Below are 860 nucleotides of genomic sequence, written 5' to 3'. Positions count from 1 at the left end.
TGAAAAGCGAGCTGATTGCCTTACAAGATTCGATCACCTACGTAAAGCACTGATGTTCGAACCCCGAGGTCATGCTGATATGTACGGCGCGTTGATCACAAAACCTGAACGTAAAGATAGCCATTTTGGCGTACTGTTTTTACATAATGAAGGATATAGCACAATGTGTGGTCACGCTATCATAGCGCTTGCCACAGCAGCTAAAGATAGCAGCATTTGCAACTTTACTGAAGGCGTTAATGAGTTACGTATAGATACACCAGCAGGGCTTATCAAGGCGTATATTACTCTTCGAAATAACCAACTAATAAGTGTTTGTTTTGATAATGTTGCAAGTTATGCAGAAAAACTTGATATGCCAATAGAAATACCTCTGTTTGGTACCGTCAATTGTGATATTGCTTATGGCGGCGCTTATTATGCTTTTGTAGATGCTGATACTTTGGATGTAAGTTTGGCGCCCAACGATCATGAACAAATTATTAGCTTAGGAAAAATCATTAAGCAGGATGTTAATAACCACTACCAACCAAAACACCCGACCGATGATGCATTAAGTTTTTTATATGGGGTGATTTTCTATTCAAATTCACAAAAAAGTCATTCTGTATTTAGCCGCCATGTCTGCATTTTTGCTGAGGGCGAATTAGATCGCAGCCCTACTGGTACCGGCGTGAGTGCCAGAGCTGCATTAGAGTTTGCAAAAGGCAGGCTTAAATTAGGACAGCAAATAAAAATAGAGAGTATTTTAGGCTCTATATTTTCAGTTGAGCTAAAAGCGCAACGCATGTTAGCTGATACCCATGCAGTAATTCCTTGAGTGGGCGGTGAAGCGTTTGTCACTGGCACACTTACGTTTT

The 860-nt window shown here is 40.6% G+C and carries 1 protein-coding gene; it reads left to right on the top strand.

Annotated features, from left to right (window positions below; all coding sequences use genetic code 11):
• A partial coding sequence (locus CWB80_RS21310; protein ID WP_249362671.1) for a proline racemase family protein occupies positions 1-820 on the top strand: 820 nt, incomplete at its 5' end.
• Between the last annotated feature and the right edge of the window lie 40 nt (positions 821-860).

It is taken from the genome of Pseudoalteromonas sp. S1650, assembly GCF_005887195.1.
Taxonomy (GTDB): domain Bacteria; phylum Pseudomonadota; class Gammaproteobacteria; order Enterobacterales; family Alteromonadaceae; genus Pseudoalteromonas; species Pseudoalteromonas simplex.
Note: the sequence above shows the minus strand (reverse complement) of the source record. Positions and strands in the feature narration are given on the sequence as shown.